General features: G+C 63.7%; 28 protein-coding genes and 1 pseudogene. 16 read left to right on the top strand and 13 right to left on the bottom strand.

Going from position 1 to position 25,158, the window contains the following annotated elements:
- The first annotated feature begins 199 nt into the window (after positions 1-199).
- From LB552_RS23105 to LB552_RS23090, 4 genes are all read left to right on the top strand, one after another.
- Complete coding sequence (locus LB552_RS23105) at positions 200-622, top strand: hypothetical protein (protein WP_095767120.1); 423 nt, start codon at positions 200-202, stop codon at positions 620-622.
- A gap of 406 nt (positions 623-1,028) precedes the next feature.
- Entirely contained in the window at positions 1,029-1,262 is a 234-nt protein-coding gene (locus LB552_RS23100) for a hypothetical protein (RefSeq protein WP_224610497.1), read from the top strand.
- A 150-nt stretch (positions 1,263-1,412) separates the two neighbouring features.
- Positions 1,413-1,559, top strand: a complete 147-nt coding sequence (locus LB552_RS23095; RefSeq protein WP_224610496.1) for a hypothetical protein — start codon at positions 1,413-1,415, stop codon at positions 1,557-1,559.
- A 538-nt stretch (positions 1,560-2,097) separates the two neighbouring features.
- Positions 2,098-2,313, top strand: a complete 216-nt coding sequence (locus tag LB552_RS23090; RefSeq protein ID WP_141245335.1) for a hypothetical protein — start codon at positions 2,098-2,100, stop codon at positions 2,311-2,313.
- 48 nt (positions 2,314-2,361) lie between these two features.
- On the opposite strand, the gene LB552_RS23085 is transcribed toward LB552_RS23090, so the two are convergent.
- Entirely contained in the window at positions 2,362-2,778 is a 417-nt protein-coding gene (locus tag LB552_RS23085) for a winged helix-turn-helix transcriptional regulator (protein WP_095767125.1), read from the bottom strand.
- A 98-nt stretch (positions 2,779-2,876) separates the two neighbouring features.
- Here LB552_RS23085 and LB552_RS23080 point away from each other — a divergent pair, with 98 nt between their 5' ends.
- Both LB552_RS23080 and LB552_RS23075 read left to right on the top strand, forming a co-directional pair.
- Positions 2,877-3,764 (top strand): NmrA family NAD(P)-binding protein, encoded by an 888-nt coding sequence (locus tag LB552_RS23080; RefSeq protein WP_224543989.1) that lies wholly within the window; start codon positions 2,877-2,879, stop codon positions 3,762-3,764.
- Between the two features lie 15 nt (positions 3,765-3,779).
- On the top strand, positions 3,780-4,367 hold the full coding sequence (locus tag LB552_RS23075; RefSeq protein ID WP_224543988.1) for a dihydrofolate reductase family protein: 588 nt from the start codon (positions 3,780-3,782) through the stop codon (positions 4,365-4,367).
- Between the two features lie 33 nt (positions 4,368-4,400).
- Here the strand turns inward: LB552_RS23075 and LB552_RS23070 are convergent, their stop codons facing one another.
- Together LB552_RS23070 and LB552_RS23065 are read right to left on the bottom strand one after the other, a co-directional pair.
- A complete protein-coding gene (locus tag LB552_RS23070; protein ID WP_224543987.1) occupies positions 4,401-4,670 on the bottom strand; it encodes a hypothetical protein in 270 nt (89 codons plus the stop codon).
- Between the two features lie 138 nt (positions 4,671-4,808).
- Positions 4,809-6,062, bottom strand: a complete 1,254-nt coding sequence (locus LB552_RS23065; protein ID WP_224543986.1) for a cytochrome-c peroxidase — start codon at positions 6,060-6,062, stop codon at positions 4,809-4,811.
- 219 nt (positions 6,063-6,281) lie between these two features.
- On the opposite strand from LB552_RS23065, the gene LB552_RS23060 reads away from it, so the two are divergent.
- From LB552_RS23060 to LB552_RS23045, 4 genes are all read left to right on the top strand, one after another.
- Positions 6,282-7,814, top strand: coding sequence for an acid phosphatase (locus LB552_RS23060; protein ID WP_224610495.1), 1,533 nt, complete (start codon positions 6,282-6,284; stop codon positions 7,812-7,814).
- A 231-nt stretch (positions 7,815-8,045) separates the two neighbouring features.
- Complete coding sequence (locus LB552_RS23055) at positions 8,046-8,468, top strand: OsmC family protein (protein ID WP_224610494.1); 423 nt, start codon at positions 8,046-8,048, stop codon at positions 8,466-8,468.
- Between the two features lie 5 nt (positions 8,469-8,473).
- Positions 8,474-8,998, top strand: coding sequence for a hypothetical protein (locus LB552_RS23050; RefSeq protein ID WP_224610492.1), 525 nt, complete (start codon positions 8,474-8,476; stop codon positions 8,996-8,998).
- A gap of 261 nt (positions 8,999-9,259) precedes the next feature.
- Complete coding sequence (locus LB552_RS23045; RefSeq protein ID WP_095767132.1) at positions 9,260-10,003, top strand: 2OG-Fe(II) oxygenase; 744 nt, start codon at positions 9,260-9,262, stop codon at positions 10,001-10,003.
- Between the two features lie 22 nt (positions 10,004-10,025).
- On the opposite strand, the gene LB552_RS23040 is transcribed toward LB552_RS23045, so the two are convergent.
- Positions 10,026-10,352 carry a GYD domain-containing protein gene (locus tag LB552_RS23040; protein ID WP_176477003.1) on the bottom strand — a complete coding sequence of 109 codons (327 nt, stop codon included), beginning with the start codon at positions 10,350-10,352 and terminating at the stop codon, positions 10,026-10,028.
- A 219-nt stretch (positions 10,353-10,571) separates the two neighbouring features.
- Between LB552_RS23040 and LB552_RS23035 the strand changes: the two genes are divergently transcribed.
- Entirely contained in the window at positions 10,572-12,194 is a 1,623-nt protein-coding gene (locus tag LB552_RS23035; RefSeq protein ID WP_224610490.1) for an ABC-F family ATP-binding cassette domain-containing protein, read from the top strand.
- A gap of 28 nt (positions 12,195-12,222) precedes the next feature.
- On the opposite strand, the gene htpG is transcribed toward LB552_RS23035, so the two are convergent.
- The 6 genes from htpG to groES form a co-directional block, all read right to left on the bottom strand.
- Entirely contained in the window at positions 12,223-14,133 is a 1,911-nt protein-coding gene (htpG, locus tag LB552_RS23030) for a molecular chaperone HtpG (protein WP_224610488.1), read from the bottom strand.
- 61 nt (positions 14,134-14,194) lie between these two features.
- The gene (locus tag LB552_RS23025; protein WP_224610486.1) at positions 14,195-14,497 is read right to left on the bottom strand and encodes a DUF982 domain-containing protein; all 303 of its coding nucleotides are present in this window, start codon (positions 14,495-14,497) and stop codon (positions 14,195-14,197) included.
- Positions 14,478-14,876, bottom strand: coding sequence for a helix-turn-helix domain-containing protein (locus LB552_RS23020; RefSeq protein WP_224610484.1), 399 nt, complete (start codon positions 14,874-14,876; stop codon positions 14,478-14,480). Before LB552_RS23020 ends, LB552_RS23025 begins: the two co-directional genes overlap by 20 nt.
- 60 nt (positions 14,877-14,936) lie before the next feature.
- Positions 14,937-15,149, bottom strand: a complete 213-nt coding sequence (locus LB552_RS23015) for a hypothetical protein (protein ID WP_224610482.1) — start codon at positions 15,147-15,149, stop codon at positions 14,937-14,939.
- A gap of 75 nt (positions 15,150-15,224) precedes the next feature.
- Positions 15,225-16,853 (bottom strand): chaperonin GroEL, encoded by a 1,629-nt coding sequence (gene groL / locus LB552_RS23010; RefSeq protein ID WP_224610480.1) that lies wholly within the window; start codon positions 16,851-16,853, stop codon positions 15,225-15,227.
- A 61-nt stretch (positions 16,854-16,914) separates the two neighbouring features.
- Entirely contained in the window at positions 16,915-17,229 is a 315-nt protein-coding gene (groES, locus tag LB552_RS23005) for a co-chaperone GroES (RefSeq protein ID WP_140546472.1), read from the bottom strand.
- Between the two features lie 330 nt (positions 17,230-17,559).
- On the opposite strand from groES, the gene LB552_RS23000 reads away from it, so the two are divergent.
- The 5 genes from LB552_RS23000 (at position 17,560) to LB552_RS22980 (ending at position 21,378) form a co-directional block, all read left to right on the top strand.
- Positions 17,560-17,907, top strand: a complete 348-nt coding sequence (locus LB552_RS23000; protein WP_224610470.1) for a hypothetical protein — start codon at positions 17,560-17,562, stop codon at positions 17,905-17,907.
- A gap of 13 nt (positions 17,908-17,920) precedes the next feature.
- The gene (locus LB552_RS22995) at positions 17,921-18,193 is read left to right on the top strand and encodes an usg protein (RefSeq protein WP_140546471.1); all 273 of its coding nucleotides are present in this window, start codon (positions 17,921-17,923) and stop codon (positions 18,191-18,193) included.
- Positions 18,194-18,435: 242 nt separating this feature from the next.
- The gene (locus LB552_RS22990) at positions 18,436-18,912 is read left to right on the top strand and encodes an Hsp20 family protein (RefSeq protein ID WP_140635669.1); all 477 of its coding nucleotides are present in this window, start codon (positions 18,436-18,438) and stop codon (positions 18,910-18,912) included.
- A gap of 88 nt (positions 18,913-19,000) precedes the next feature.
- The gene (locus LB552_RS22985) at positions 19,001-19,510 is read left to right on the top strand and encodes an Hsp20/alpha crystallin family protein (protein ID WP_140698408.1); all 510 of its coding nucleotides are present in this window, start codon (positions 19,001-19,003) and stop codon (positions 19,508-19,510) included.
- A gap of 443 nt (positions 19,511-19,953) precedes the next feature.
- Entirely contained in the window at positions 19,954-21,378 is a 1,425-nt protein-coding gene (locus LB552_RS22980) for a hypothetical protein (protein WP_224610468.1), read from the top strand.
- 107 nt (positions 21,379-21,485) lie between these two features.
- Here the strand turns inward: LB552_RS22980 and LB552_RS22975 are convergent, their stop codons facing one another.
- The 3 genes and pseudogenes from LB552_RS22975 to LB552_RS22960 all read right to left on the bottom strand — a co-directional run bounded on the left by LB552_RS22975 (position 21,486) and on the right by LB552_RS22960 (position 25,055).
- Positions 21,486-22,379 carry a hypothetical protein gene (locus LB552_RS22975; RefSeq protein WP_224610466.1) on the bottom strand — a complete coding sequence of 298 codons (894 nt, stop codon included), beginning with the start codon at positions 22,377-22,379 and terminating at the stop codon, positions 21,486-21,488.
- A 91-nt stretch (positions 22,380-22,470) separates the two neighbouring features.
- Positions 22,471-24,130: pseudogene (locus LB552_RS22965) on the bottom strand (acyl-CoA synthetase).
- A 118-nt stretch (positions 24,131-24,248) separates the two neighbouring features.
- A complete protein-coding gene (locus LB552_RS22960; protein ID WP_224610464.1) occupies positions 24,249-25,055 on the bottom strand; it encodes a helix-turn-helix transcriptional regulator in 807 nt (268 codons plus the stop codon).
- Positions 25,056-25,158: the final 103 nt, after the last annotated feature.

Raw genomic sequence — 25,158 nt, 5'->3', positions numbered from 1 at the left:
CGGCGACAATGCCGGGGTTCCCAACGCCGCGCCGAGCAACCAACTGGCCGAACCACGTCAGGACGCGGCTTTTAGCGGAATGTTCCTAACCAATACGGTGCGGGCCTGCGCTTCCGAATTCCCAGCATCATACTTGCGTCTGTGCTAATATATAACGATTACGCACTTTCGTGCGTAGTCAACATATTGGGAGGATGCGATGAAAACCATGAATCGCAGGTCTGCAATTGCTCTCAGCATGACGGCCGCCGCGGTCACGCCCTTGTTCACCCTGATGGCATCCGCAAAGACCAAGAAATACGGTCCGAAGGATGGCAAGGAGATAGCGCCCGGCATCAGAGTGGTTGAGGTAGGCACCGGCAATTCCGACATTCCCGCCTACAAGAGCATTTCAATTGTCGACGTGGTCTTCCAGCCCGGAGCGCACGCGCCCGCAATGGTGATGGACAACGACATGGTATGCACGATTACGTCGGGCGCTTTCACGATCAAGAAAAAGGACAAGGAATTCAAGCTCAAGGAAGGCGACATGTACACCTGTTCCAAGGGCAAGACCGACGAGGCGACGAATACAAGCAAGGAGGTGGGCGTGCATCGCATCGCCGTCTTGATACCTGCCTAGGAGGCCGGCATCCGGCCGGACGATCGGTTGCCATCGCCAGTCCAGCCGAGGCTTGGGAAAATTCGCGCGGAAGACGATGCGCGAGGCGCGCCTTAGCCGAACTAGGGACCAACCTCGTCTTGCCGCTGAGTTGTGCGCCAAGGTCAGCGCTTGCGAGACATTGCGGAGCGCCGCCTCTATCAAGGCGGCGCCGGCGGGGCCAAGGGCCAGCCGGGCGATGACCGCGGCGACATGGACGCGCATTGTGAACAATCCCCTCCAGGCCGCCGCGTAGCGTCTGCCGGCGGCTTGGCGCCGCCTCGCGATTCTGAGAGAGGCGGCTCCGAGTCCGCGAGGGGCATCACAAAAATGACGCGCTCTCACCGCTATATGCCAGGCTGGATGCGCTAAAGCAGGGTTCATCATTATGGATGCCAGCGAATTGCAGGCCATAGGCGATACGCTGATGCGCGTCGTCACACCCGATATGAAACCGAAAGACCTGCTCAAGGCGGTGCGAAAACTGCATCCCGACGCCAAGAAGAGGGATATTGCCCGCGCGGCCTTCCACGCCATTATCGCCAACGCCGACCAGGATCCCGGCAAGTCGCGCAACCTTCAGGCCTTCGCGCTTGCCGAGCGTGCCCAGCAATCGGAATAAATTGCCGCGAATTGTAGTTTTGGGCTTGCCGGAAATTTAATAAGCGGCCTCTAATTTAATGGCTTAGCCGGCAGCTGGAGCCAATTCCAGGAAAAAGTGTGTCACGGTTTTCCGTCCGGAATTACCCTAGCCCCAACCGGTAATGAGCCCATGACCAAGAACCTCGGCAATGCCAAACCCAGCGCTCCTGCCAAGGAGATGAACCCCTCGCTGTTCGGCAAGGCCGCGCCGGCATTGTTTCCGCTGCTCGTCGCAGCGATTGGCTATCTTGTCGGCCGGCATTTCTTCGGCTTTTGACGGGCCGGCGTTCGGCACGCTATTTCCAGTCGGTCCAAGCGCCATTGTCGTCTCGACCATCCTCCTTGCAGCTTTGGTCCTAGGGCCTAGGTCGTTCTTGTCCTTGGCCGGGCCCAAGCGCATGCTGGTGGCAGCCGGCGGCCTCGCAAACTCCGGTCAGGCCCGGCCGCCGAACCCAGTATCACCCCCCAAGGCTGCCGGGCCGCCGCCTATGCGGCGAATTCTTCCGCGCTCGCCCACGGCCAACTGCCGCACTGCCTAAATCTGCAGTACCGCTCGGACGCCTTCGAATTTCGTTGCTGCATCGTCTCGCAGACCGAACGCCATGTGGAAGTCGAACTCGGCTGCACCTAGGCGCAATGGCATGTCTTCGCCGCCACGCTCGCTTTTATTCGTGAAACTCGCAAATATGCCGAATAACGGCGGGTGCTCTTGCACTAAAGAACAATAAGCCACGCTTTTCGGCAATTCCAGACGCGCTAGATTGTATTGTGGGTCGGAGATAGGCAGTTCTTCGAATGAAGAGCAGGAGCTGTATATGGTAACAAGCGAGCCAGACAGTGTCCGCGTAAAAACCGTTAATGGCCAATGGATCGTGCGCGTCGTCGACGGCGGCAGGCTGAAGCAGCAAGTGTTCGACATTCACGCGCAGGCCGAGATCTTCGCCGAGGAGGAGCGGCTGCGATTGGGGCTGCCGGGCGAGCCGCCGGCCGAAGAGCCAGTCGGACCGCTCCCACACGGGCGGGCTCGCTGACGGGCGAGGAGTAGCCGGACCACGCCAATCGCTGAGGTCGGAACAGACCTATCCCTGATGCTCGGCTCTGAGCCTCTCTTTCATCCGTTCAAGCGCCGGCGGACCGCCGGCCGCCAGATCGTTGGCGACCCGGGCCAACTTATCGTCGGCCTTGCGGTATTTGCTGCCCCAGGCGCCGAGCGTTGCCAGAACCGGCAAAAGGTCGATGCCGGCCTCGGTCAGCCGGTAGATCGCCTTCAGACCGTGGCTCGGGTCGTCGCTGCGGGTGAGGATGCCTTCGTCGACCAGCGTCTGCAGCCGCTCGGCCAGCGTGCGCGACGAGATGCCTTCGTCGGATTGCAGGAACTCGCGAAAGTGCCTTTTCCCGGCGAAGGCCAGGTCGCGAATGATGAGCAGCGTCCAGCGGTCGCCGAGCAGTTCGAGCGAGAGGCTGATCGGGCAGCCGGATCGTTCCTTGGTCGACATCAGTATGGTTCCATTTTTAAATCACTTTACTATTGACATCGTTCTTGCCTTGCGTCAAATGGTTCCAGAAGTAAATCATTTGACGAGAGGAGATCGATATGAACCGGCAAGTCAATCGTACGATGGTGGTCGTCGGCGCAACCAGCGAAGTGGGCGCCGAGGTCTCGGCCAGACTGACCGGCGCAGGGCACAAGGTGCGCGGCATCGCCCGTAGCCTCGGCGTCGCACTCGACGATCAGGCGGCGCTCGACGCTGCCTTCTCGGGTGCCGACAGCGCTTACGTGATGATCCCCTTCGATGTCACCGCGCCCGATCTGCATCACTTTGAGGACGAGGTCGGCGCACGGCTGGCATCCTCCATCGCGAAGGCGGGCCTGCGCCGGATCGTGCTGCTCAGCGGCCTCAATGCCCATCTCAGAATGGGTACCTCGCTTGGCGCCGCGCTGATGGAAAAGCGGCTTGCCGCGCTGGGCCTGGAGGAACTCGTCTATCTGCGCGCCTCCTTCTTCATGGAGAATTTCATCAAGGGCATGGGCTTCGTCGAGCAGGCGGCGTCCGGCGTCTTCGCCTCGCCCTTCCGCGGCGACCTGCCTATGCCGCTGATTGCCGCCAAGGACGTTGGCGAACGCGCCGCCGCTCTATTGAATGCCGAACACTTTCCGATCCAGCGTGTTGTCGAATTGCACGGCGGCGGCTCCTACACGTTCGAACAGGCCACCGAGATCCTGGGCAGGGCGATCGGCAAGGAGGTCGCCTACCATGAAGTGCCGTTCGCCGATGCGCGGGCCGGTATGGTCGCCAATGGCATATCGGCGAGTTTTGCCGATGCGCTGGGCGAGACGGCGGCAAGCTTCAACAGAGGCGAGCGCTGGGCGCTGGAAGCACCCTCAGCCGAAAATGCCACCCCGACCAGCTTCGAAGCCTGGGCGCAGGCTTTCGCCCGCTCGCCCGCCGCGGCGCGAGTCGTCACAGGCAGCAATTCCTGACCAGGGAGACCGGACATGAGAAAGCTCATCCTGCAGATGCAGATATCGGTCGACGGTTTTGTCGGCGCCGACGAGGACCGTCGCTGGCAACTCTGGGAGTGGGGCGACGACAGCGCCTGGGACGAGGAGCTTAAACGGGACTTCAACGCCGTTTTCACGACCATCGATACCATCCTGTTGAGCCGCAAGATGGCTGAGGAAGGCTATCTGACCCATTGGGGCAACGCGGCGAGGAAATATCCGAAGGACCGCTTCTTTGCCTTCGCCCAGCGCATCGTCGAGGCCGAAAAGGTGGTGGCGAGCGATAAGCTCGGGGCCTCGCGCTGGGAACGAACGCGGGTCGTAAGCGGCGACTTGCTGCGTGAGGTCAACGCGCTGAAGCAAGGCGAGGGCGGCGACATCGCCGTGTTCGGCGGCGCCGGCTTCGCCTCGGCGCTGATCGCCGCCGGCCTTGTCGACGAGTTCCAGCTCTTCATCAATCCGGCCGTTCTGGGCAGCGGCCGCCGCATCTTCGACAAGGGCGGCTTTGGCAGGCTGAGGCTCCTCGGCTCCAGGCCCTATGCCAGCGGCATGGTGGTGAGCCGCTACGCGCCGGCGAGGTGAGAAGGCAATCGATGGGAGATCGCTCTGCCTGAATCAATCTGGCAGCGGCTTCCTAACTACCTGTCTGGCCTGCCTTTCTCGGATGGCTTGGCAACCGCCCCCGCTGACCAGCCGCAGCTGCACGCCTGGCGTGATGGACCGCTGCCAAGCGGCGCGGCCGTTACCCACGGCGGCAAACCAGCGGGCTTCGCACGATGTCAGGCCGATAAGCACCCGGCCGGCATATTCGGCCGGCGCGCCATTGGCCGCATCGAGCACCGTCCAGCTGCTGCCAGGCGGCTCCTGCACCGGGACGAACCTCATCGGAGACTCCATCTGTGAAGAGATGGGCAATATAGCAGGCGCGACTTGGCGTTCCTATGACGTGGTTCACATTGGCACACATTTACGGTGGATAGCGCCGCTGCGGCTGCAAGCCACCAATCTCCTTGGCTGCTTGCCCTACTGCCCCGCTTGGTCGGCGTCGGTCAGCGTGCCGAGGAAGGCGACGATGTCGTCGATCTCGGCATCGGTCAGCGCCGGCTTGTCGCCGGGCTTTTTGCCGTTGAAGGGCGGGTCCGTGTTGAGGTTTCCCCAGTAAGCCTTTGGCAGATCGTCGAATTTGTCGACCGTTCCGTCCGCCTTCTTCGGATACCAGCGCCCAGGATCCGTATCGCGGCTGGCGTAGAAGGCGACCGCGTCGCGCAGCGTGTGGAAATAGCCGTTGTGGAAGAAGCTTTTCCGCAAGGCAACGTTGCGCAGCGTCGGTGTCTTGAACAGGCCGCAATATTCGACGCGGTCCTTGAGATCGGTGCGCAGCGGACCGCACAGGCCGAGATCGACATAATTGGGATCGGCATTGGCGGGGATCGCCGGGTTGCGCGGCACGGCAATCGCGATCAGGCCGTAATCGGTGAATTGCGGCGGCTCGCCGTCATTGGCCGGTTCGCTGAGATGACAGCTCGCGCAATTGCCCTTCGCTGCGTCCTCGAACAGCATGCGACCGCGCAATTCCTGCGCGGAAAGCTGCGCCTTGCCGGCGAGGAAGGCGTCGTAGCGGCTGGAATAGGGATAGAAATCGGCGCTGCTCTGCTCGAAGGTGCCGAGCGCTTCCACAGCGGCGTCGAAGGCGTCTTGCGGATGGTCGAAGACATCGGCGCCGAAGGCCGCCTTGAAGGCGCCGGCATAAGGCGCGTTGCGCAGGCTGGCGACCACCTGGGCCGCGTCCTTATTGCCCATCTCGAAGGACGACAGCAGCGGGATTCTTGCCTGGTCCTTGCCGTGGTCGGCGCGGCCGTCCCAGGTCAGCCCCCCGGTCGGGCCACTGTCGACGCTTTCGTCGCCTTCGTCCTCGGAGTCGTAGAAGTGCTCGGTGAAGGCGGGCGCCGCCTGCAGGTAGCGCAGTGACGGCACGGCGCGAACGCCGGGCTGGTCAAGATTGGCTCCGCCCATTTCGACCGGTGCCGCCGAGGCCGGCCCGAAAGCGTGGTTGGGATCATGGCAGGAGGAGCAGGCCTGCTTGCCCGAGGCCGAGAGCGACGGATCAAAGAACATCTGTCGCCCCAGCGCCGTCAGCGCCTCTGCGCGGGCGAAGGCTTCCTGCCGCGTCATCGGGCCGGGATGGACACCGGATGGCTCCTCGGTGTTGGCGGGCGCGGTGGAGGCGACGATCGTGGCCGCTGCAATGGCGATCGCGTGATTTTTCCGACGTCCCATCGTCTTCGGCGATATCCCTGATTTCTTCGCCCGGTTTCTTTGGCGGCGTAAGGATCGAGTGCAACGGATTGATGACCGGTCTTCTCGCTCACGAAACCGTGTTCGGCCGGGGCCGAACTGTCACAAAGGTGACAAGGCGTCGAAGTAGCTGGGCATTGATGCAGTTGCGTTCCTGCATTGCCGTCCTCCAGCCATTCCCAAGCCACGAGGCATTTTCCAATGATCCGGTCCTTTCTCTCCCTTTGCCTCGCCTCCACGGCGCTGGCATCGCTCTCTGCTGCTGCCCAAGCGGCGCCTGCCGGTTACGACAAGATCGACACCGTCGTCGTCATCTACGCCGAGAACCGCAGCTTCGATAATCTCTATGGCGGCTTCCCCGGCGCCAACGGCTTGGCCAACGTTTCGCCTGAACAGGCGCGCCAGCTCGACCGCGACGGCAAGCCGCTTTCCGAACTGCCGCCGGCCTGGGGCGGACTGACCGGCAAGGGCGTCACGCCGGCGGTGACGGAGGCGCAGAGCGCGCATCTGCGCAACGCGACATTCGCCATCGACGATCCCAAGGGCTTCAACGAGAATACCGGCGTCATCACCCATGATCTGTGGCATCGTTTCTATCAGGAGCAGATGCAGATCGACGGCGGCCGGAACGACAAGTTCGTTGCCTGGGCCGATTCCGGCGCGCTGGTGATGGGCCATTATGACGGCTCGATCCTGCCGATGTGGGCGATCGCCAAAAAATACGTGCTGGCGGACAATTTCTTCCAGGGCGCCTTCGGCGGCTCCTTCCTCAACCATTTCATGCTGGCCTGCGCCTGCGTGCCTTACTATCCAAATGCCGACACCAGCCCAGTGAAGGCCCAGATTGCCGTCGTCGAGCCGGATGGCGTGACGCTGAAACCGGCCGACAATTCGCCGCCCTCGGCGCTGGGCGGCGTGCCGAAATTCACCAATGACGGCGCCATCACGCCCGACTTCTACGCCGTCAACACCATGCAGCCGCCTTACCAGCCAAGCGCCAACAAGCCGGCCGAGGGTGGCGACAAGGCGCTGGCCGATCCGGCGCAGCCGACCACGCTGCCGCCGCAGCACGAGATCACCATCGGCGATCTGCTGTCGCTCAAGGGCATTTCCTGGGCGTGGTATTCGGGTGCCTGGCAGGCGGCGCTCGACGGCAAGAACGCGACGCCCGTGCCGAACTTCCAGTTCCACCACCAGCCCTTCAACTATTTCGCGGCTTATGCGCCGGGCACGGCCGCGCGGGCCGAGCACCTCAAGGACGGCGGGCTCGGCGGCACTGAGTTCATCAAGGCGATCGATGACGGCAAGCTGCCGGCGGTCTCTTTCTACAAGCCGCAGGGCAACCTCAACGAACATGCCGGCTATGCCGACGTGACCTCCGGCGACCAGCACCTGGCCGACCTCGTCGCGCATCTGGAGAAGAGCCCGCAATGGGCCCATATGCTGGTGGTCGTCACCTATGACGAGAATGGCGGTTTCTGGGATCACGTCGCGCCGCCCAAAGCCGATCGCTGGGGCCCGGGCAACCGCATCCCCGCCTTCATCATCTCGCCCGATGCGAAGATGGGGATGGTCGATCACACGCAGTACGACACGACTTCGATCCTGCGCTTCATCACCGCCCGCTACGACCTGCCTGTGCTGCCCGGCATCGTCGCCCGCGACAAGGCGCTGCGCAACAACGACCAGCCGCCGATGGGCGATCTGACGGCAGCGCTCGACCTGACGAAGTAGCCTCTCAGAACCCGGGTTCCTCGCCCCCGCCAGAGCCGGGGGCGAGGTGTCCGCAAAGTGGACGGCGAGGGGGCTTCGCAGGGCGCTCCCCCTCTCCGTCTCGGCTTCGCCGAGCCACCTCTCCCCGATTTCATGGAGGCGAGGAAACGCCAATCGCCCACGGCCTGCCTCGGCGATTGCCTCAGTGAATTCCCGTCCGCTATCAATGGCCTCCAAACTGGAGGCGACACGATGGCAGACTTGAAAATCAGGACCCGCAATGCCGGCGCGCTTGCCGTCCTGCCGCCGGGCGGCCTGCCAGCGGTCACCACCCCGACCGGTGGCACGGTCGATGTGGTCACGCAGGTCAGCGCGCCCGGCTTCAGCCCGCTCGACCTGCTCCATGCTTCTTTAGCCGCCTGCATGGTGCTCAGCGCCCGCATCGCCGCCACCCGCCTCGGCGTCGCCGACCGGCTCGGCGAGGTGAGGGCGGATGTCAGCGGCGAGAAGGCGAAGGACGAGCCCTCGCGGGTCGAGGCATTCATCGTCAAACTGGAGATCACCGGCGATCTTGATGCCGCAATGAAAGAACGGATCCTGGCGGACGCGGAAAACATCTGCACCGTCTCCAACACGCTGCGCGGCGCGCCGGCGCTTCGTTTCACGCTGGGGTGAGCGCAATGGCGTATCTTTCGCCGATCGACTACGCGACCGCCTCGGACGACATCCGCGCCGAGCACGACCGCGAGCTCGCGCTGCGCGGCCGCATGACCAACATGAAGCGCATCCTGCTCCACTCGCCGGCCGCCCACCGCATCTACGCCGAATGGTTCACGCTGCGCGACCTTCTCAAGCCCACACTCGACGACCGCGCCATCTGGCTGTTGTCGAAAGCGGTCGCCGAAACGATGCGCGCCGAGATTCCCGTGACGTTCTTTCGCCGCGCATTGATCGAGAACGGGCTCGACCCCGAAGCGATCGAACCGACCGCCGACGAGACGCTGCTGATCTCCTTCGGCATGGCAATCGCCGCCGATGCCAATGCCGTCCCGGCAGAAACCTGGGCCGCACTCAAGGCGCGCTACGACGAGACGCTGCTCGTCAACCTCACCGCCTTCGCCGGCATCATGGTGGCGACCTGCATATTCACCAATGCGGTGAAGGTGGATCTCGATCCGGAGCTGGAGATGTATCGGAGGCAGTGAGGCGCGACTTCTCCTTCTCCCCCTGTGGGAGAAGGTGGATCGGCGCGTTAGCGCCGAGACGGATGAGGGGTGTTCCAGCTTGGCGATAAGATTGAAATCGCCGCCGCCTCATTCCTTCCAGCACCCCTCATCCGACCTCGCTGCGCGAGGCCACCTTCTCCCACAAGGGGAGAAGGGAAAGCCGGCGCCCACCCCCGCAGGAATCGGGTGGCCGATGCTCATCCTTCGCCCCACTTTGACACCAAGCGAAGGAGCCAACCCATGACCATCCATTCCCTCAACACCAAACGCGCCAGCCGCTCCGCCGAATCCCGCGTCGCAGCACAAGATTGGCGCGCGCTGATCTCTGAACTCAACGCCCATGGCTGTGCCGTCATGCCCGGCATGCTGTCGGCGGAAGAATGCGCCGATATCGCCGCGCTCTACCCGCATGAAGAGCATTTCCGCAGCCATGTCGTGATGGCGCGCCACGGCTTCGGCAAGGGCGAATATCGGTATTTCAAATATCCGCTGCCGGACCTGATCGAGGGCCTGCGCACCGCGCTCTATCGGCGCCTCGCCACCGTTGCCAATGACTGGAACGAGAAGATGGGCGTTGCCCAGCGCTATCCGGCCGAGCACGCCGCCTTCCTGAAACGCTGCCACGACGAGGGGCAGGTAAAGCCGACGCCGCTTCTGCTGCAATACGGCCCCGGCGATTTCAACTGCCTGCACCAGGATCTCTACGGCGAGCTTGCCTTTCCGTTGCAGGTGGCGATCTTGCTGTCCGAGCCCGGCGAGGATTTCACCGGCGGCGAATTCGTGCTCACCGAGCAGCGCCCGCGCATGCAAAGCCGCGCCGAGGTGGTGCCGCTCAAGCGCGGCGATGCGGTAATCTTCGCCGTGCACAACCGGCCGGTGGAGGGCACGCGAGGTTACTATCGCGTCAACCTACGCCACGGCGTTAGCCGCCTGCGCTCGGGCAGGCGACATACGCTCGGCATCATCTTCCATGACGCGAGGTGACACTCCCCGCGGCGGCGTTTTTTTACGCTCCCGGCCGCCGATAACGGATCGATTTCGCCCTGCCCAGCGCGTCCATCGTCTCCTCGACGCTGAGGAGGACGGTGGTCTCGCAGGAGCTGAGCGCCCCTCCGGCACCGATGGCGAGCACGACGGACGCCATCGAAACATTGTCCGGCGCCTCCCACAGGTTCCAGCCGTCGTGCTCGCCGAACGCGTACCAGAACCCGTGCAGCTTTCCGCCCACCGATTCTATGTATGAGCTGGCTGCCTTGCGGCGATCTTCGGGGTTTTCGATCATTCGCGCCCATGTCTCGGGCGTGTAGCTGAAGCGCGTCAGGTACATGGCCATGGTTGACCTCCCTTGCCAGAGCCCATCAAGTGGTTGGCTCCAGCACTAAGCGCTCGATCTGTCGGCGACGCGAATCAATTTTACCTCGGCTGGGTTCTGCCCCAAAGGGAATAGGCCGAGCGCGGCATGCGGCGCTTCTGCCTCTTCCCCTCGTGCCCGCATTCGCGTAATGCCCCGGGCAAATCCCCGCCACGTCAGCGAAGTTTCCCGGACCGTCCCATGATCCGTCTCGAAAATATCGGCAAGCAGAACGGCCGACAGATCGTCTTCATCGAAGCTTCCGCCGCCTTGCAGAAGGGCGAGAAGATCGGGCTTGTCGGCCCGAACGGCGCCGGCAAGACGACTCTGTTCCGCATGATCATTGGCCAGGAGCAGCCCGATGAAGGTCAGGTCTCGGTCGATCGCGGCGTCACCATCGGCTATTTCAGCCAGGATGTCGGCGATATGGGCGGCTTGAGCGCCGTCGCCGAGGTCATGGAGGGCGCCGGACCGGTCAGCGCGGTCGCTGCCGAGATGCGCGAGCTTGAGCACGCCATGGGCGATCCCGACCGCGCCAACGACATGGATCAGATCATCGAGCGCTACGGCGAATTGCAGCACCGCTTCGAGGAGCTTGACGGCTATGCGCTCGACGGTCGGGCGCGCGAGGTGTTGGACGGCCTCGGCTTCAGCCAGGAGATGATGGACGGCGACGTCTCAAAACTCTCCGGCGGCTGGAAGATGCGCGTGGCACTCGCCCGCATCCTGTTGATGCGGCCCGACGTCATGCTGCTCGACGAGCCGTCGAACCATCTCGACCTCGAAAGCCTGATCTGGCTGGAGAAATTCCTCAAGGATTACGACGGCGCGCTGCTGATGACCTCGCACGACCGCGAGTTCATGAACCGCATCGTCACCAAGATCATCGAGATCGACGCCGGCGCGCTCACCTCCTATTCCGGCAATTATGAATTCTACCAGGAGCAGCGTGCGCTGGCCGACAAGCAACTGCAGGCGCAGTTCGAGCGCCAGCAGGCGATGCTGGCCAAGGAGATCGCCTTCATCGAGCGCTTCAAGGCGCGCGCCTCCCATGCGGCGCAGGTGCAGAGCCGGGTGAAGAAGCTCGACAAGATCGACCGCGTCGAGCCGCCGAAGCGCCGCCAGACGGTGGCCTTCGAATTCCAGCCGGCGCCGCGCTGCGGCGAGGACGTGGCGACGCTGAAGGGCATCCACAAATCCTATGGCAGCCGCTCGATCTATTCAGGCCTCGACTTCCAGATCCGCCGCCGCGAGCGCTGGTGCGTGATGGGCGTCAACGGCGCCGGCAAGTCGACGCTTTTGAAGCTGGTGGCCGGTGCCTCCGAACCGGACGAGGGTTCGGTTGTGCGCGGCCCGAGCGTCAAGATGGGCTATTTCGCCCAGCATGCGATGGAACTGCTCGATGGTGAGCGCACCGTCTTCCAGACGCTGGAGGACAATTTCCCGCAGGCGGGCCAGGCGCCGCTGCGCGCTTTGGCCGGCTGCTTCGGCTTTTCCGGCGACGAGATCGAAAAGAAGTGCCGCGTGCTTTCCGGCGGCGAGAAGGCGCGGCTGGTGATGGCGCTGATGCTGTTCGACCCGCCCAATCTGCTGGTGCTCGACGAACCGACCAACCACCTCGACATCACCACCAAGCAGATGCTGATCGAGGCGCTGTCGCAATATGAAGGCACCATGCTCTTCGTCTCGCATGACCGCCATTTCCTGGCCGCGCTGTCGAACCGCGTGCTGGAGCTGACGCCCGAAGGCATCCACACCTATGGCGGTGGCTATACGGAATATGTCGCCCGCACCGGCCAGGAAGCGCCGGGGCTGAGGGGGTAGGGGGCAATATGCGGCGGCGCGTTCCCTATCAGGTGAGCGCCGGCGCTTGCCCCTTTGCCAGCCCGCGATCGATCAGCCGCGAAAGCCGCGCCGAGAACGCCTTGGCGTCGGCCGGCTTGTCGCCGTCGAGCACACGTGCCTCGTCGTAAAGCAGATGCGCGGCGTCTTCCTTGAACGCCTTCTCGTCGTCGCCGAGCTTTGCCAGCGCCGCCACGCGCTCGTGGCGCGGGTTGATCTCGAGGATTGGCTTGGCCGCCTTATCGAGCCGGCCGGCGGCGTTGAGCAGGCGCTCGAACTGGCGATCCGGGCCATGCTCCGGCGCGACGAGGCACACGGCGCTTTCGGTCAGCCGGTCGGAGGCTTTCACATCCGAGACCTCCTCGCCAAGCGTCGTCTTCACGAAAGCCAGGAAGGCGGCGATATCCGACGACGTCTCCGCGTCGGGCTTCGCCGCATCTTCGGGCAGCGCGATATCGGCTAGCTCGGCCGCGCCCTGCGTCACCGACTTGAACGGCTTGCCGTCGAATTCCGGCGCCATCGTCACCCAGAAGCTGTCGACGGGATCGGTGAGGAGCAGCACCTCGATGCCGCGTGCGCGAAAACCTTCGAGCTGGGGCGAGGCTTCGAGCCGGGCGCGATCGTCACCGGCCATGAAGAAGATCGCTTTCTGTCCTTCCTTCATCGCGGCGACATAGTCGGCAAGGCTGCGCCAGCCTTCGCCTGAGGTCGTCGAACGGAAGCGGGCAAGCTTCAGCAGCTGCTCGCGTCGCTCGTAATCCTCATAGAGACCTTCCTTGAGGACGACGCCGAAATTTTCCCAGATTTTGGCGTAGGCTTCGGCATCGTTTTCGGCCGTCTTGGCGAGGTCGCCGAGAACGCGGTTGGTCACGCCCTTGCGGATCGCTGCGAGCAACGGGCTTTCCTGGATCATCTCGCGCGAAACATTGAGCGGCAGGTCGGCGGAATCGACCAGGCCGCGCACGAAGCGCAGGTAGCGCGGCAGCAGATCGGCTTCGTCGGTGATGAAGACGCGCCGCACATAGAGCTTCATGCGGCCCTTGCGGTCCTGGTCAAACAGGTCGAACGGCCGCGATCCCGGCACGAAGGCGAGCACGCTGTATTCCTGCCGGCCCTCGGCGCGGAAATGGATGGTCGAGGCGGGCTCGTCATACTGGCCGGCGATGCTGCGGTAGAAGTCGGTATATTCCTCCGGCTTGATCTCGCTCTTTTGCCGCACCCAAAGCGCCGTGCCGTCGGCGATTTCGCGCGGTTCGGCGCCTGGTTTCTCGACGAGCGTGATCGGCACCGGCACATGGCCCGACTGCGACTTCGCCAGCCCCTCGAGCCGGTAAGGCGTGGTGTAGGAAGAGGCGTCCTCCATCAGATGCAGCACCACGCGCGTGCCGCGCTTGGGTGCTGCCTCGAGCGGCACCGGCGCGATCTCGTAGGTGCCCTTGCCGTCGGACGACCAGCGGAAGGCCTCGTCGCTGCCGGCCTGGCGGCTGATGACGTCGACACGGTCTGCGACCATGAAGGCCGAATAAAACCCGACGCCGAACTGGCCGATGAGCTGCGTGTCTTCCGCCGCCTTGCCGGCTTCGACGCGCTCCATGAAGGCGCGGGTGCCGGAGCGCGCGATCGTGCCCAGCGCCTCCGCCATCTCGTCGCGGCTCATGCCGATGCCGTTGTCCTCGACCGAAAGCTCCTTGTTGTCCGGATTGGCGGCAATCGTGATGCGCGGCTTGGCATCGTCGCCCAGAAGCTCTGGCCGGCTCACCGCCTCGAAGCGCAGCCTCTCGCAGGCATCCGCCGCATTGGAGATCAGCTCGCGCAGGAAAACGTCCCGGTCCGAATAGACCGAGTGCACCATCATGTGCAGCAGCCGCGAGACGTCCGCCTCGAATGTCCTGGTTTCCTTCGCCTTGGTGTCCGTCGTCATTCAGAATTCCTGGGTTCGGTTATTTTCGCCGCCGCGCCAGCACGCGCCGGGTTTCAAATTTTCAGCCATTGTTGCTTGTGGATGCGCTCCCTGCCAGCGCCGCAGGCGCCAGAGAAACCAGGTCCGGCGCCAGGATATCGTGGCGGCGGGCGAAAGCAACAAGGGTTGCCCGCACCGTTTCCGCGTCGATCTCGCCGGCAATGCCGGCTTTGCAGGAATTGAGCGCGATCGCATGCGCGCTGCTCCTGCTCGTAGCCGGCCAATCCTGCAGCAGGGCATAGGCTTCCATCACGGTCTCGAGCCGGACCGGCAAACCCATTCCGACAAGGATGGTGACAGGCTCTTCAAAGCGGTCGTGGTTCATGGTCAGAACCCTCATTCGAGTGGATGCTCATGGCGCCCGGGCGAAGGCCGGTCGTCCCGGCCAGCACATGTCGGCGCGGGTAGGGTGGTTGCAGGACGACGCCGTGCGGCCGCGGCTGGCCGATGCCGTTGAACGCCTGCACAACCACCGGGCCCGCCGGCGTGTGCGTCGCTGAATTCTGCCGGTTAAGGCGCGGCGGGGGCAGCGCCTTGTGTGCCTTGGCGAGGGCCTCGATCCAGGCGGCGACCGCCAGCGGCACCGGCGCGCGCCCCTCGAGCCAGCGTGTCACGTCGTTTCTGGGCCAGCCAAGTTCCTCGGCGACGTCGGCAGCTTCCCATCGCAAGATTCTCAGGCATTCGCGCAATCGTCCTGCAATCATGGCAATCCTCGTCCGTTCGCAGTCACATGGGCCCCGCCTTGGAGGCGGGGCCCGATTTTGCTAGCCGCCCCCGGATGTTTCGGTGGCCGACACGTGCTGTGCGGCAAGAAACATCAGCGTTGAGGCGACGGTCCGCCGGTTCCATCCGGCGGATTCGGCCGTGTCGAGCAAGCCTGCCAGCAACGGCTTCAATGCGCTTCGGCATTCGGCTTCATAAGCGAGGAATTCGCTTGCCGGGCGCGTCGGCGCCGGAACCGAGCCATTGCCGCTCATCATATCCATAAGGGCCTCCCATCGTGCGTTTCGAAACGCCCGCTCCCGTTGCGGAAGCGGGCTCCCGTCGGCGTCTCAGAAGTCCATGCCGGCGCCGGCCGGCATGGCCGGAGCGGCCTCCTTCTTCGGTTTCTCGGCCACCATGGCCTCGGTGGTGACGAGCAGTCCGGCAACCGAGGCCGCATCCTGCAGCGCGGTGCGCACGACCTTGGCGGGATCGATGACGCCCTGTTTGTAGAGGTCGCCATATTCGCCGGTCTGGGCGTTCCAGCCATAGGCGAATTCGGTCTTCTCGCGCAGCTTGCCGACGATGATCGAACCTTCCGACCCGCTGTTCTCGGCGATCTGGCGCGCTGGAGCCTCGATCGCGCGCCGCACGATGTCGACGCCGTATCTCTGGTCCGGATTGTCGACGGCGACCGCGTCGAGCGCCTTGGCCGCCCTGAGCAGGGCAACGCCGCCGCCGGGCAGGATACCTTCCTCGACCGCCGCGCGCGTGGCGTGCAGCGCGTCGTCGACGCGGTCCTTCTTCTCCTTGACCTCGACTTCCGTCGCGCCGCCGACGCGGATCACGGCAACGCCGCCGGCGAGCTTGGCCAGCCGCTCCTGCAGCTTCTCGCGATCATAGTCGGAGGTGGTCTCCTCGATCTGCGCCTTGATTTGCGTGATGCGGCCCTGGATCTCCTCCTTCTTGCCGGCACCATCGACGATGGTGGTGTTCTCCTTCTCGATCGCGACCTTCTTGGCGCGGCCGAGCATCTCCAGCGTGACGTTCTCCAGCTTGATGCCGAGATCCTCACTGATGGCCGTGCCGCCGGTGAGGATGGCGATGTCCTCCAGCATGGCCTTGCGGCGGTCGCCGAAGCCCGGAGCCTTGACGGCGGCGACCTTAAGCCCGCCGCGCAGCTTGTTGACCACCAGCGTGGCCAGAGCCTCGCCTTCGACATCCTCGGCGATGATCAGCATCGGCTTGCCGGACTGCACCACGGCCTCCAGCACCGGAAGCAACGCCTGAAGATTGCCCAGCTTCTTCTCGTGGATCAGCACATAGGGCTCTTCGAGCTCGACGCGCATCTTGTCCTGGTTGGTGATGAAGTAGGGTGAGAGATAGCCGCGGTCGAACTGCATGCCTTCCACGACTTCCAGCTCGGTCTCGGCGGTCTTGGCCTCCTCGACGGTGATGACGCCTTCGTTGCCGACTTTTTCCATGGCCTCGGCCAGGAAGCGGCCGATCTCGGCATCGCCATTGGCCGAGATCGTGCCGACCTGTGCGATCTCGTCGTTGCTGGTGATCTTGCGGGCGTTGACCTTGAGTTCGGCGACGACGGCATCCACGGCCTTGTCGATGCCGCGTTTCAGATCCATCGGGTTCATGCCCGAGGCAACGGCCTTGGCCCCCTCGCGAACGATCGCCTGGGCAAGCACGGTGGCCGTCGTGGTGCCGTCGCCGGCGAGGTCGCTGGTCTTCGAAGCGACTTCGCGAACCATCTGGGCGCCCATGTTCTCGAACTTGTCCTCGAGCTCGATCTCCTTGGCGACGGTGACGCCGTCCTTGGTGATGCGCGGAGCGCCGAACGACTTGTCGATGACGACGTTGCGGCCCTTCGGACCGAGCGTCACCTTCACCGCGTCGGCGAGGATATTGACGCCGCGCAGCATGCGCTCACGGGCGTCGGAATGGAATTTGACTTCCTTGGCAGCCATTGGATCACTCCTTGTTTAGGCAGCTTTCATTGACTGGGTTGCGGTTCGGTCGAAGCCCCGGTCAGGCGGCTTTCTTCAGCGTCTCGGCCTGCTCGATCACACCCATCACGTCGCTTTCCTTCATGATGAGCAGGTCCTCACCGTTGAGCTTGATCTCGGTGCCGGACCACTTGCCGAACAGGATGCGGTCGCCGACCTTCACGTCGAGGGGCGCGAGCTTGCCGCTATCGTCGCGGGCGCCTGGCCCGACGGCGATGACTTCGCCTTCCTGCGGCTTTTCCTTGGCAGTGTCGGGGATGATGATGCCGCCGGCCGTCTTCTCTTCGGCCTCGATGCGGCGCACGAGCACGCGGTCATGCAATGGACGGAACGTCATATCGTTCTCCTTCAGGACAAACAGATTGCGAGCAGTTCCTCCGCTCCGGACCGGCAGGACCGGAGCGGGGCTAGCGCGACCCTTTCGGCATCGCGCGCATGTCGAGCTAATTTTGCCTTCATCTACTTTCAAGGGGGTACCGCAAATTTTTTGGCACTCTCGACCGTTGAGTGCTAGCGCGCTGAAAACATGCGGTAAATTGGCCCGCTCCGATAACGGAGAGGCTTGAATTCGCGATTGAGTTGAACAAGATTATCGGCGCCCGGCAGCGCCGGGACCGCTGAGAAATTGGAACCCGAAGCAAGGAGTTTTTGGAGACGGAGGACAGAAATGGACCGACAGACGCTTTCGCCGATCATTCCTTCCCTAGCTCCCGAACTATCAGACCTTTCGCTCGACCGGCTGCTGTCGCCGGCCAGGCATTTTCAGCACCCGCGGGATGTGCTGGAGGACGGCTCGCTCGACATATGGGAAAAGCGGGCGATCCTTTCGTCCTGGGCGTCCGATGCTTGCGCCGTGGAATCGATGCCGGCGCTGCGCCAGCCGCCGGGCACCGAGCGGCCGGTCTCCTTCGACGACATCATGGATGCGCTGCGCCGGCTTGATGCGCTGGCTCCGCCGCCCAGCGGCCCTGCCGATGACGACCACCGGCAGGTGGTCGACCGGCTGAGCACGTGAGGGCCCGAAGGCGATGGCGGTCAGCAGGGAATTCCGCTTGCAGATGAATGGCTATGGCTTGACCACTGCCGAGATCCATTATCATCTGCCCGACCATCCCAGCCTGCTCCAGCTCTACGTCTGGCAGGACTATGATCTTGCCCCGGATTTCCCGGCGCTGAGGGGCTTTCTGGGCTTTTGGGAGCGCGAGTTGGCTGGCGCCTTGCATTCTGTCCGTGTCGCCCATCATAGGCTCATCAGGGCATCGGAATGGCGGGCCGTCGACGGGATCATCGCGATCCATTGAAGATCAGCTCCGCAAGGCGGTCGTGGTTGTGCGGCCGCCTCCAATTCATGATTTGCCTGCCTGCATGCAGACGAAGGGGCTGACTTTCACGACCTTGAAGGCGGCTTCGGAGCGGGGCCTTGACGTGCCCGTGTTGAATTCCCAGATCGATTACGCCGGTGCTTGAGAGAGACCGGCAAGGTCAAGGGGCGCCGCTTCCTTGGCGCCCCTCGTATCTATGTTGCTCAATGGAGGATGTAGCTATGAGAACCACGTTTGACTTCAGCCCCCTGTTCCGGTCGAGCATCGGCTTCGATCGAATGCTGAACGCGCTCGAGACGGCGAGCCGGATCGAGACCGTCGACAATTGGCCACCCTATGACATCGCCAAGACCGCAGAAGACGACTACCGCATCAGTATGGCGGTGGCTGGGTTCTCGCAGGACGAACTGGCCATTACCCAGGAGCAGAACATGCTCATGGTCTCTGGCCAGAAAGCCGGCGAGGACAAGGGCGAGTACCTGCATCGTGGCATCGCCGGCCGTGCATTCCAGCGCCGCTTCGAGCTTGCCGACCACGTCAAGGTCGTTGGCGCCAGCTTGGTCAATGGGCTGCTGACGATCGATCTGAAGCGCGAAATTCCAGAAGAGATGAAACCGCGGCGGATCGAAATCGCAGCCGACAAGGCAACGCTCAAAGGCACGACAAAGAAGATCGAAGCCGAGAAGCACGCCGCCTGAGGGCTTCTGTGAGCGCATCCGCGCTATGCGCCGGGCGCTGCCCGGCGCGTAGGAGCTTTTCGAGCCGATGAACAGAAAGGAGCAAACCATGAGTGTCCGTGATCTGATCCCCTGGGGCCGGAGCAACGGCAACCAGCTTCCAAGCATATTCCGCGACGGTGAGCGCGATCCGTTCCTGTCGCTGCATCGCGAGGTGAACCGCCTGTTTGACGACGTTTTCCGCGGCTTCGACAGCCGGTTGCCGTCTTTTGGCGGTGTCTCCGCCCTCGGCGCCGGTTGGCCGAGCGTCGAGATCTCCAACGGCGAGAAGGAGATCAAGGTGATGGCCGAGGTGCCTGGCCTCGAACAGAAAGACATCGAGGTCCTGCTCGACGACGGCGTGCTGACGCTGAGAGGTGAGAAGCGCTCCGAGACGGAGGACAAGGATAGGCAGTTCTCCGAGCGCTATTACGGCCGCTTCGAGCGCCGCATCCCGGTCGGCTACGAGGTCAAGGAAGACGAGGTGGATGCCCGCTTCAAGAACGGCGTGCTGACCGTCACCTTGCCGAAGAGCGAGAAGGCGCAGTCGCAGGTCAAGCGCATCGACATCAAGAGTTGATGCACCGACGCGGGAGGTCGGCCCATCCGCCTCCCGCGTCGACTCCCATAGAGCCACGGCAACCGGATGCTCGCGCAAGCAACTCCACTCGATCGATCATGGGCGGCCGAGGAAGAGAAAATTTATACGGCGGGAGCTTCTTTTTTCCGTCCAGAAGTCTTCGCATCGCTCATCTGAATGATGACAAGCAGCTCGCTGTCTTTCCCTTCTGCTGCGCATGCTTTCAGCACCTACCCGGAGAGAAAGCTAACATATGTTAGGAACGGACGAGGGGCTCACCTAGCGCGGATCCGCATCAGATTGGGACCGGCGATAACCTTAATTTTGGTTTCCTTTGCACAGGCTTCCCGAACGGAAGGTAACGCGATAGATTAGTAATTCGTTAAGTACGCCCGGGGGCGAGCGTAAAAAGATGTGTCGTCGAGCGTAAGGGATGTGCCGTGATGAATTTCAAGTCTCTGATCAAGCGGGCCGAGGACGTCGATAAGGAATTTCAGGAACTCCAATCGGATCTGGCGGAGGCGTTCGAGGACGTTCTGAAAGATGACGAACAGCCGCCGTCGGAAGACGACGCCGTCGCCGGCCGGGAACTGGTGGCAAGCGACGAGAATCCGCCGGCCGAAGAGCCGTCCGACGCAACGGCATCGCGGCTGACACCGCATACCCAGACGCGGCTGGCCGCCCTGGAGGCAGTCACCGGGCTTTTCCGGGACGGGCAGGCCCATCTGCAGGAGATCGAGGCAAAGCTGGCGGAGATCGCCACTGCGCATCATATGACGCGCGAAGTCCTCAACGTCTTCCATCGCGACGTGTTGCGCTCCAACGAGCTGGAGCTGGCAAACCTCGCTCTCACCGCCGAACACAAGACATTGTCGGAACAATTGCTTGACGCCGCCCGCCGGCAGCGCGAACGCGACGGCGCGGCCGAAGCGTGGCAGCAGCGCGAGGCGAGCCTCGTCCAGGACCGGGAGCAGCTGCGCTCGGCGCTTGCGGCGGTGCGCCTGGAGCTGGTGGAGATGGGCAATGAGACCGCCAGGCGCGAGACGGAGTTCGGCGAGATCGTCAAAGCCCTGACGGCCAAGACCGTCGAAGTCGACAGGCGCGGCGCCGAGAACAAGCTGCTGCGCGAAAAGCAGGTTGGCCTTTCGGTCGATCTGGAGCAGGCGCAAAAGCGCGAGGCGGAGGCCCGGCACAAGTTCGACGAGTTCGCGGCAACCCACGCCAGCGAAACCGCCCACATCGCCGAACTGATGGCTCAAATCGGCAACCACGAAAAGGAAGAAACCCGGCTGCAGAAAGCGCTCGAGGCAGCGCAGGCCAGGCTTGCCGAAACAATCGAGGCGGCGCGGATCGCCGAGAGCGACAGCACCGCCGAATTGGCACGCAGCCACGCGGAAATGCGCGGTTTGCGTGCCGAGATCCAGGAACTGCAGTCGCGTCTGGATAAGGTCTCGACCGACAATGGCGAAGCCACGGACGAGATCACCAGGCTAAAGGCGCAGCTGAACGACGCCGTCACCGAACGCCAGATTGCGGAGAAAAGGCTCGCCGTTCTCAAGGACGAGAGCGAAGCCGACAAGAAGAACCTGTCCGAGGTCAGCACCAATTTCTCACGGCTTTCGCTGCAGCAGGCGTCGGAGCAGATCCAGCTCGATATCCAGAAGCAGGAATGCGAGGATTTGCGCGCCGAAGTCGAAGCGCTCAACGCCCGCATCCGGGAATTGCTGCCTTACGAGCGCCTGCATCGGGTGACCGACGCAAGGTCGCGCATGGATGCCGCGCCTCAAACCAACGGGATCATCGCGGAAGCGGCGCGCCCCGTCGCGCGGCGCGTTTCTCGGCGCAACATGCGGGCGAACGGAGGCTGAGGGTTTCGAGCGGCTCGGCTTCGACAGCGCCGGCCCGCTCTATCTCTATGGTTTGAAACCGCTCCACTTCGAGAGCCGCTGCGCTTTCCTGGAATTGCCCTGGCGGACTATTTCCCAGCCATGTCGTCGGCAAGGTCCTGCGCCTGCTTGAACAGCGCCGGGAAGGACGGGTCGCCAGGCAGGCGCTGGGCCATGCAGGCGCGGTAGTCGGCGTCGCCCTTTTCCCAGGCGGCGTTGGCGGGATCGGAGACCTGCGGATCGTCCTGGTCCGAACCCTGGTCGGCCTGCTGGGCTTTCTGCGCGGCGGCGTCGGCGGCTGCCCAGATTGAATCGCAGGCCGCGATCTTCGGCACGGCGGGCGAGGCGGGTGCCTCGGCAATCAGCACGCGGTCGCCTTTGACGACCGCCACGACGACGTGCTGATCGTAGATCGGTCCGACATCCTGGGTCCAGCCGCCGAGCCGCGCGACCACCGCATCGGCGCCGTCGGGCTTCTTCAACGAAAAGTCGAGCGTGCCCGAGAATGCCGCGTCGCTGCCGATGGCCTGGGTGTAGAAACTGTCGAGCTTCAACGCCGCGCCGATGTCGGCGGGCAGCTTGAAATCCGCTTCCGCTTCGGACGATTTGGACTTGAGCCAGCGCTCGGTCAACCCGCGCGTCGAGGCGACGATGCTTGGGCCGTCGTCGCTCTGCGCATATCGCAGCCCGTCCAGCATGCCGTAGCCGATATCGGAAGCGTTGAGGCTTTGAACATTGATGGTCCCGGTCGCCGGAAAGCCTTTGACGGAGAGCGGACCGAGGATGGCGGCGAGGCGCTGCTGGAGGTCGGCCAGCGCCTTCTCGTTCTGGGCATCGATAGTTTCGATCGCCGTATTGGCGCTTTCCTGCGCGGTGATATCGGCGATCGCCTTGTCGCGCGCGGCGATATAATCATCTTCCGGCGAAGCGGCATATGCCGCGTTGCCCGCCAGCGCAATGAGAAGCGTCAAGACCAACCGCATGCTGCAACCCCAAATCAGCGATCAAAGCCCTTGGGAGCCATCGCCCGACTTGGCGGCTTTTGCGTGGCGGAAATCATGGAGAGCCAAATCTTTATTCCGGCTTGCGTTTCTCCACCTCGGCCTTCCTCAGCAAGAACCGCTGGATCTTGCCGCTCGGTGTCTTCGGCAGTTCGCTGACGAACTCGACCTCGCGCGGATAGGAATGCGCAGACAGCCGCTTCTTCACATGCTGGGCGAGTTCCTCGGCTAGCGCCCCGCTGCCCTTGAAGGCGGGCGCCAGCACTACGAACGCCTTGACGATCTCCGTGCGCTGCGGATCGGGCACGCCGACGACGGCCGCCTCGTTGACCGCCGGATGCTCGATCAGCGCGCTTTCGACATCGAACGGTCCGATGCGGTAGCCGGACGAGGTGATGACATCGTCGGCCCGCCCGATGAAGGAGACGGAGCCGTCCGTCTCATATTCCACCGTGTCGCCGGTGCGGTAGTAGCCGCCCGCGATCGCCGGCGTTTCCGCCTGGTGGTAGCCGTCGAACCAGCGCAGCGGCGAGTTGGCGATATCGACCGCCAGCACGCCGGGTTGGTTGGGGCCGAGTTCGTTGCCTGCCTCGTCCAGCACCACCATGCGGTAGCCGGGCATGGCAAAGCCGGCCGAGCCGGCGCGAACCGTATGCGCCAGACCATGATGGTTGTTGACCATCATGCCGTTCTCGGTCTGGCCGTAATGATCGTGGATCGGCGCTGCAAGATGCGCGTCGAACCAGCGGATCACCTCCGGATTGAGCGGCTCGCCGGCGCTGCTCACCACGCGCAGCCTGCCCTTGACGGGCCGCGGCCTCGGGCCCTTCCGCCATTAGCAGGCGATAGGCTGTCGGCGAGCCGGCCAGGCTGGTGACGCCCAGACGCTCGATGATGTCGTAGGTCGATTTGGCGTTGAACGCGCCTTCGTAGAAGGTGGTGGCGATGCCGAGCTGCAAAGGCCCGGTGATGGCGTAGTAGAGCCCATAGGCCCAGCCGGGATCGGCGATGTTCCAGAAGATGTCGTCGGGCCGAAGCCCGATCGCGTCACGCATATAGGCGCCGAAGGCAAGCAGCGCGTTGAGCGGCACCGGCACGCCCTTTGGGTGCCCGGTCGTGCCGGAGGTCGACATCATCATGAACAGGTCGGTGCCCTTGCGCATGACCGGCTCGCTATCGAGGAAGGCAGCCGCGAGCGCCGCGCGGAAATCGACGTCGCCTGCTGCAAGGGCGTCGCCGGGCCCAACGATGGTGGCGATGCGCGGACGGTTTTCCACCTCGTCGAGCTTGGCGCGGTTTGCGGGGTTGGTCACCACCAGCTTCGCCTTGCTGTAGTTCAGGCGATGCTCGATGGCCTTCGGCCCGAAAGCGGTGAACAGCGGCTGGTACACAGCGCCGACCCGCCACGTACCGAGGATCAGCGCCACCAATTCGGGAATGCGCGGCAGCATGCCGGCGACAACGTCGCCGGGACCGACGCCGAGACCTTTGAGCAGGGTGCCGACGCGGCCCGCCATGTCGGCCAGATCGTCGAAGGAGTATTCACGCAATTCACCGGCAGCCGAGATCGCGCGCAGCGCCAGCCGGTTTTCGCCGGTATAGCGGCCGCAACATTCGACATAGGCGTTGATGCCGGTCGCCGGATCGCCGTGGAGGCGTGCGATCTCGTCCTCGATGCGGAATTGCGCAACGGCATCCTCATAGCGCGGCAGCGCCGCTGGCGTGTCGGTCATGGCAATCCTCCCTCGGCGGCGGATCATTTCCCCATGATCGCCGCCGGAGGAGATTGCATGAAAGGAGGGCGCTGGTCGATTGCGGCAGCGTCTTTCTCCCCGTCTTACGGGGAGCTCCTTATCCACGCTTCCGATAAAGGCTCAGCGTTATCTCCTTGCCCACGCCCACGGGCGTCAGCATAAAATAATCATAGAGCCTGATTTCGCCGCTCGGACCGACCATCCGCTTCGACCAGATCGGCGCTTCCTCGACCCGCATCTCGGCCCATTGGCGCGCGAAGTCGGGGCTCAGCGCCTTGAGTGGATCGAGCACGGCGCGGATGTCGGCAGCAGACGCGTATTCGACGGTCGCGGCGCGGAATTGCGCGATCGCCGAGCGAGCTACCACTTCCCAGTCGGCGAACAGGCCGCGCCAGGCGGGATCGAGGAAGAACCGCGCCAGCAGGTTGCGCCTTGCGGGATCGTCCTGATCGAAGCCGCCGAACAAATCCGCCGCCTCGTCGTTCCAGGCAATGAAGTCCCAGGCGCGGTTGAGCGCATAGGCCGGGTTGGGCGAGAGCGTGGCGAGCAATCCGACAATGCGCGGATCGGGCGAGGGGCCTTCGAGCGGCGTCGCCTCAGGCCGCCATTCCGGCTTTGCGAGCTTGAACAGGTGCTGGTGTTCCACAGGCACGAGGTCCAGCACGTCGGCGAGCGCATTGAGCACCTGCGCGGAAGGATTGGCCTCGCGGCCCTGTTCTAGCCATGTGTACCAGGTGGCGCTGATCCCTGCGAGCAGCGCGACTTCCTCACGCAGCAGCCCGCTTGCGCGCCGTCGCGTGCCGGTGCGGATGCCATGCCGTGACGGCTCGACGCGTTCGCGCATGGCGCGCAGGAAGCGGCCGAGTTCCTTACGCCTGTCCATCTCGGTGGTCTGTTCCAGCATGCTCGTGCCTCGAAGGGGGTGGCGACGCTACTAGCAGCGCCGCTCGTCTTGTACCACCTTGCTACCAGTATAATAAGGCAGCGCATCGACATTCACGCCGCGT

The sequence above is a fragment of the Mesorhizobium sp. CA7 genome (assembly GCF_020165015.1).
GTDB lineage: Bacteria > Pseudomonadota > Alphaproteobacteria > Rhizobiales > Rhizobiaceae > Mesorhizobium.
Note: the sequence above shows the minus strand (reverse complement) of the source record. Positions and strands in the feature narration are given on the sequence as shown.